The sequence below is a fragment of the Segatella copri genome, assembly GCF_002224675.1.
Classification (GTDB): Bacteria; Bacteroidota; Bacteroidia; order Bacteroidales; family Bacteroidaceae; genus Prevotella; species Prevotella copri_U.
In genome coordinates, this window is sequence record NZ_NMPZ01000020.1 from 69,685 (window position 1) to 76,258 (window position 6,574).

Genomic DNA, 6,574 nt, shown 5'->3' on the forward strand with positions numbered 1-6,574 from the left:
TATGAAAAAATATATAGTAATGTCGGCTCTCGCTTTGGGTCTCTGCATGAGCTCTTGCGACAGCTATTTGGATATTAACCAGAATCCACAGTCTCCATCTGAGGCAAATGTCACATCTTCCATGATTATGCCTGGTGCTGAGATGGCGATTGCAAATGCATACGGTAACTATTTGCGTATCACTGGTGGATATCATTCGCAGGTTTATGCTCAGTTGAATGGTACTTCTAACTATGTGGATTATTCTGAGTTCCAGCAGTCTGCTACCCGTTGTAGTGGTACTTATACTCAGCTCTATCAGAGCGCATTGGTCAATCTGAAGACCATCTTGGAGAAATCAGAGGCATCTGAAGAATGGGGAACCTATCTTGCTGCCACCACTCTGCGTGCATTCGCCTTTGAGACATTGGTAGATTGCTTCGGCGAGACTCCATATACAGAGGCTTTGGATGCTGATAATCTTTCACCAAAGTATGATGATGGTAAGACCGTATATGATGGTATTATTGCCGAAATAGACAATGCTTTGTCTAAGGCAAGTGCTTCTAGCACCGTTTGCACCAACTTCCTCTTCCCTGATGCCAGTGCAGAGCAGTGGATTCAGTTTGCCAAGGCTTTGAAGTTGAAACTCCTGATGCGTGAGGCTAATGTAGATTCTTCAGTATTGCCAAAGGTAAAGGCTTTGATTGAAGAGAATGATTTCCCAACCAAGGATATTGCTTATACCAGCTGCTGGGGAACAGAGAGTGGTTCTATGAACCCGTTCTATTCAGAGGAATTCTCTTCTGCATGGGGTTCTACTCAGGTTAATGTATGTGCAAACTTAGCTATCATCGGTTCTATGCAGATCAAGAATGCCAATGGTGATGTGGTTTATACCGACCCTCGTCTGGCTGCTTTCTTCGAGAAGAATGCAGATGGCAAGTATGTGGGTGGTGTTTCTGGTACCAATTATCCAAGTACCACAAGCCTTACCAAATGGTGCCGTCCTATCGAGACCGCAACTTCTCCACTCAGTTTGCTTTCTGTTGCTGAGACCGAGTTCTTCATCTCTGAGTATTATGCCCGTACTAACGACGAGGCTAATGCCAAGGCTCATTACAACAAGGCAATTGAGGCATCTTTTGCATCTGCCGGTGTTGAGGGTGCTGCTGAGCATATCGCTCAGTTCCCATTCGATATGGCAAATTACAAGAAGAGCATCGGTGTTCAGAAGTGGATTGCCTTGGCTGGTGTGAATACTTTCGAGGCATGGTGTGAGCTCCGCCGTCTGGATTATCCTGCTTTCGATACAACCAAGAAGGGTTCTGATTTCTATACCAAGGGTGATGACGGTTCCTTTACCGACAGCGGTTATCAGGCAGGTACACTCTATACTCCTATAGATGTATTCAGTCAGGTTGGTGCTAACAAGCTTCTGGAGCGTTTCCCATACGCAGAGTCTTCTTCTTCTCGTAATAGCAACACTCCTGCATTCACCAATTCAGACTATACCAAGCCTGTGTTCTGGGGTGAGTAGTCTAACAGTGTTTCATTAATAAAATGAATATAGCAATGAAAAAGAATATATTTTATATCATGCTTTTGCTGTTGACATCGGCAGTTTCCTTCACCAGTTGCGATGATGATAGTTCTGCAGGTGTAACAAGCATCACATATTATCCAGTGCTCACTCTGAAGGGTGATGCAACCATGTACGCTGATAAGGGTGCTGCCTTTACAGACCCTGGATGTGCTGGTGATCTGAATGGCGAGGATATTTCTTCTCAGCTGAAGGTAACAGGAACGGTGGATACCTCCAAGTCGGGTATTTATACATTGACCTATTCTGCTACCAATGCAGATGGATTCAGTGCCTCGGTTTCCCGAACCGTTATCGTTACCGATCCTGCGGATGCTAAGGAGGGTGTCTTCTATACAGATGCAGCCAACAGTTATCGTGACTATAGCGGTAATAAGGCATTTGGAGATAATTTCGAGGTTATCATTATCAACAATGGTGATGGTACTTATCATGTAAGCGATTTGCTGGGTGGTTGGTATTCTCAGAAAGCTGGATATGGCAGCAATTACAATATGGAAGGTGATGTGAAGTTTGCCGAAGATGGTACGATGACACTTCTCAATAGCCTTATTGGTGGTTGGGGTGATAGCTTGGTTGGCTTCTCTGGTAAGTTTGACACAGCTTCTTCATCTTACACCTGGGATGCTGAATATGCATCATCCATGAAGTTCCATGTAGTTTTGAATAAGTAATTTTTGAAGATATCGTTATGAAGAAATTAATATATTTATGTATGGCTATCCTCTGCATGACTTTTGCTTCATGCGAGAAGGATGAAGTCGGTGGTACTGCTACTCAGGCTCTCGCCGGTGAGTGGTATGTTACTGTGGATGCGGTTGATGCCAATAATAATGTGACAGCTCTTGATCCTTTTGGTATGGGTAAGTTCCTTGTCAATACATTCAATACTGCAGCTAATGTGAGCGACCAGATGTGGATTAGTGACAATGGTAATTTCTGGAACTTTAAGGTGAGAATGACATCTGATGTTCAGAATCTCAGTTTCACTACTAATGGTGAGGCAGCTAATGCTGCTTATAATAAGGATGGTTCTCTTTATGACTGTAAGGTGAATGTTGAGGGTGGTAAGGTCTTGCCTGGACAAGGTCTGACTCCTCATGGAACTCCTGCCGACAGCATCGTTTTCTATGTGTCATTCAATGATGACGAACCGGGAAACAAGTATAAAGTTTCTGGTATTCGTTATTCTGGTTTGACACAGGATGATTAATTTAGATTTTATGTTATTAGGTACATAAAGATATAAGGCAAAGTGATTTGCCTCGTTGTTGACCAAGTCAACACTTATATCTCTCTCGTCTTGGGGACTGGCAGTGGCCGGTCCCCTTTTTTTGTTTGACTATAGCATGTATGTTGTCTAATTCTATCTCCCGACGTATCGTTTCAACATAAAGTCACCTTCAGAAATAGCTTCTCAAAAACAGCAATTATAATTTCATTCTCCTTTCACAATTGTTATAGTATACTTATAATCAGTTATTTAAGTGTGAAAGGAGAATTCTCGGAAGCAACAATAATAATCAGCAGAAAGAACTATTAATATAAGGAGAAGGCAACTTAGTCTAAAGGTGAAGACAACTTAGTCTAAAGGAGAAAGCAACTATCACAAAAGGAATAGAAAAGGCTTCTTTGTATCGGATGACCCGGGTCATCCATATAGATGACGGGAGTGAGCCATATAGATGACTAGAGTCATCCATATAGATGAGCCTAGTCATCCAGTCGATAAATCGTCCCTTTTCCCCTGCCAATATCTATCCCTCATCCTTCTGGTTACTATGCTTCATCCCAACATTCATAACAGAGACACCCACTATTCATTATCAAAACACCCACTATTCACTATCCACATCGCCATATTTAAGCTTAGCCATCAATTACCATCTCAAAATTAAGTGATTTTTCCTTTCACACTTAACTCTCTTATTTTCAGTATAATCCACATTCCGTGAAAGGAGATTTATGATCCACCTTATTTTTTTTCTGCAAATTTATCCCCCTAGAATTTGGTGGATTTATAAAAAAGTAATACCTTTACCCTATTAAGAAAACTGCTGGTGCCCCGATAAACATCTATGATTAGTGTTTACCACCTACTCGATTTTATAGGATGGAAGGTACTAAATCGTTCAAAAAGGAGTACTTTTCTACATTTTGATGACTATAAGGGTTTAGAGTTTGGTAGTTTCTGGAAAATGTTGTAATTTTGCAGCATCATCTTGTAATTATCAACTAGCAAATTAAAAATAAATGAAGAAGAAATTATCAACAGTACTCCTGGCTTTGGCTGCTTTCATGCCAATGACAGCACAGAATTTAGTAAAGGGTGATTATGGTTATCTCTATTGTCACATGAGTGATAAGGGAGAGTGGACCGCGTATGCAGTATCTCGTGATGGCTACAACTATCAGGACATTAATGATGGTAAGCCTATCTTCGATCCTGCTGAGCATGCGCGTATCGAAGGGGGGACCCGCGATGCCTATATCACCCGTACCCATAATGGAAAGGGATATATTATGGTGACCACGGATATGTGTGTGGCAAAAAGCCATAAGTGGGATAACTATGGTATTGATCTCTTGAAGAGTGATGATCTCATTCACTGGACCAGTGTAACTTTCGATTATCGTAAGGGTATGCAGAATTTCTGCGATGCAGCTACCGCTCAGTCTCCTTACAAGGATTGGAGTACCATCAACCGTGTCTGGGCTCCTCAGATTTTCTGGGATCCTGACTATCGTTGGCAAAATGGTGAGAAGGGTGGATACATGATCTATTATTCTATGCTTAATCGTGCGGAGGAAAAATATGATCGGATGTATTATAGCTATGCAGACAAGTCTTTCACCAAGATTACTACCCCAAAGCTTCTCTTCGATTGGGGATATGCTACCATTGATGCTGACATCAACTTCTTGAAGAGCGATGGTCTTTACCACATGCTTATCAAGAAGGAAGGTGGAAAACCTGGTATCTATACTGCTACCAGCAAGCATTTGAACCACGGATGGGGCGAACCGGTAGAGAACGACTACGTAAGTTTCGAAGGAAAGAAGAATTGCGAAGGTAGCTCTGCCTTCCAGTTGATGGGCGATGATACCTGGCGTGTAGCTTATATCCAGTATAGCGATCATCCTAAGCACTATCGTATCTGCAAGGCAGATAAGTATCTCCGCAATTTCTCAGATCCTGTTGATATCAAGGGCGTAACGGGTCCTCAGCATGGTAGCTTTATGCGAATTACCAAGAAAGAGTATCAGCGACTCCTGAAATGGGATAAGGAGTTGAAGGCAAGTCATTGATAGATAAAATAACTTCCCCCGCTGCTCTTGCAATATTTGCTTAAGAGCTGCAGAATGAACTCGGCATTCTCACGTACGTGTTGTTCGTCACCATCATATCCGTTGATGAGAACCACGAGGTGAGTGGTGCCGAGTGTCATTTTTGTACGTTCGTGGTCACTGGTAGGAGTTCCTACACCTCCCCTTTCATCTCTATATACTGGTAAGCCTTCTATATTGATCATTCCTCTTCCTATACCTTCGTAAGGCTCGCCTTCTTTGCCAACTCCTAAAGTAAGCGTGTCGCCTTCGAACTTGTCGGCATCAAAACCACCTATGCTATAGCCATAGGCTATGCTTGCCAGGTTTACCAAATCAACTAAGGTATCTCTCTGATAGAGTTCCTTGCCCTGCAGTATTCTGCGGATAAGGGCTTCAGATGCCGGGCGATAGCGTGAAGGGTCCTTGCCGCAGGCACGATATACCTTTCTTGTTGCAGCAATACCGCTTATCTCCTTGAGCGATTCTGTTGTGAGAGAACTTTTAAACTTTTCTCCGAGCGCATTTATCTCATCCCAAAGTTCCTTGCAGTAAGGTGAGTTCTCAACATAAGCTTCTACACATGCACCTACAAAAGTAGGACATACGGATTCTATTTCTTGTGAAACGATTATCTTCATGATAGTTTTCTCCTTTTATATAATTAAAAACTCTTGAATAGACAAGGCAAAAATACGAAGAAATACTGTAATATCCAAATTATATGCCTCTTTTTTGTGGAAAGTATCAGGATATCTCATCTTTTGTTGTTGGAATTTGCTGAAACATAGTAAAGGTTTTAGTCTTGCTGGCATTGAAATGTGCATGTGTGTCCGAACACAAATGCATTTTATGTGCCTATATATAATAAGGAGAAAGATCTGTTTTAGAGCTTTATTGTGTTTACGAATGTTAAATTCTGGAGAAAAATGAAACTTTCTTCTCGGAAAATTTGGTGGAATGGAAAATAGTTAGTACTTTTGCACTCGCTTTTGAGAAATCAAGTATTACTCTAAGCAGCTAAAGAAAGAGTTCTTTGAAAGATTTTACATAAACAGACAAGTAGTACAAGAAGCGGTTAACTTCTTAGAAATAAGAAAGTTGACTGGGTAAAAGAAACGAACCGTCAAGTAATTGACAAGTCAGGTTTACTAAGCTTCAATAAACGAAAAGGATATTCGTCCTAAGTACAGACAACAAACACCGATTGCTTCAGCAATGAGGCAAGAAGTAAAAATGATATTTTACAATGGAGAGTTTGATCCTGGCTCAGGATGAACGCTAGCTACAGGCTTAACACATGCAAGTCGAGGGGAAACGATAGAGAAAGCTTGCTTTTTCTAGGCGTCGACCGGCGCACGGGTGAGTAACGCGTATCCAACCTGCCCATCACTTGGGGATAACCTTGCGAAAGTAAGACTAATACCCAATGATATCTCTAGAAGACATCTGAAGGAGATTAAAGATTTATCGGTGATGGATGGGGATGCGTCTGATTAGCTTGTTGGCGGGGTAACGGCCCACCAAGGCGACGATCAGTAGGGGTTCTGAGAGGAAGGTCCCCCACATTGGAACTGAGACACGGTCCAAACTCCTACGGGAGGCAGCAGTGAGGAATATTGGTCAATGGACGAGAGTCTGAACCAGCCAAGTAGCGTGCAGGAA

Annotated in this window: 5 protein-coding genes and 1 rRNA gene; 5 read left to right on the plus strand and 1 reads right to left on the minus strand. The window is 42.1% G+C overall.

Annotation, left to right across the window (positions count from 1 at the left end; genetic code table 11):
- Window position 1: 1 nt before the first annotated feature.
- The 4 genes from CFT61_RS12055 (at window position 2) to CFT61_RS12070 (ending at window position 4,891) form a co-directional block, all read left to right on the plus strand.
- Entirely contained in the window at window positions 2-1,519 is a 1,518-nt protein-coding gene (locus CFT61_RS12055) for a SusD/RagB family nutrient-binding outer membrane lipoprotein (protein ID WP_089544670.1), read from the plus strand.
- Window positions 1,520-1,554: 35 nt separating this feature from the next.
- Window positions 1,555-2,256, plus strand: a complete 702-nt coding sequence (locus CFT61_RS12060; RefSeq protein WP_176425598.1) for a BT_2262 family domain-containing protein — start codon at window positions 1,555-1,557, stop codon at window positions 2,254-2,256.
- Between the two features lie 17 nt (window positions 2,257-2,273).
- On the plus strand, window positions 2,274-2,795 hold the full coding sequence (locus CFT61_RS12065) for a lipid-binding protein (protein WP_089544672.1): 522 nt from the start codon (window positions 2,274-2,276) through the stop codon (window positions 2,793-2,795).
- 1,040 nt (window positions 2,796-3,835) lie between these two features.
- Window positions 3,836-4,891, plus strand: coding sequence for a glycoside hydrolase family 43 protein (locus CFT61_RS12070; RefSeq protein WP_089544673.1), 1,056 nt, complete (start codon window positions 3,836-3,838; stop codon window positions 4,889-4,891).
- On the opposite strand, the gene CFT61_RS12075 is transcribed toward CFT61_RS12070, so the two are convergent.
- A complete protein-coding gene (locus tag CFT61_RS12075) occupies window positions 4,885-5,550 on the minus strand; it encodes a B3/B4 domain-containing protein (protein ID WP_089544674.1) in 666 nt (221 codons plus the stop codon). The genes CFT61_RS12070 and CFT61_RS12075 overlap by 7 nt on opposite strands.
- 605 nt (window positions 5,551-6,155) lie before the next feature.
- On the opposite strand from CFT61_RS12075, the gene CFT61_RS12080 reads away from it, so the two are divergent.
- Window positions 6,156-6,574 (plus strand): 16S ribosomal RNA (locus tag CFT61_RS12080); the annotation flags it as partial.

Bases quoted from the DNA above. Each gene is read 5' to 3' on its own strand.
- CFT61_RS12055 (WP_089544670.1), top strand. From the start codon at position 2: ATGAAAAAATATATAGTAATGTCGGCTCTCGCTTTGGGTCTCTGCATG.
- CFT61_RS12060 (WP_176425598.1), top strand. From the start codon at position 1,555: ATGAAAAAGAATATATTTTATATCATGCTTTTGCTGTTGACATCGGCA.
- CFT61_RS12065 (WP_089544672.1), top strand. From the start codon at position 2,274: ATGAAGAAATTAATATATTTATGTATGGCTATCCTCTGCATGACTTTT.
- CFT61_RS12070 (WP_089544673.1), top strand. From the start codon at position 3,836: ATGAAGAAGAAATTATCAACAGTACTCCTGGCTTTGGCTGCTTTCATG.
- CFT61_RS12075 (WP_089544674.1), bottom strand. From the start codon at position 5,550: ATGAAGATAATCGTTTCACAAGAAATAGAATCCGTATGTCCTACTTTT.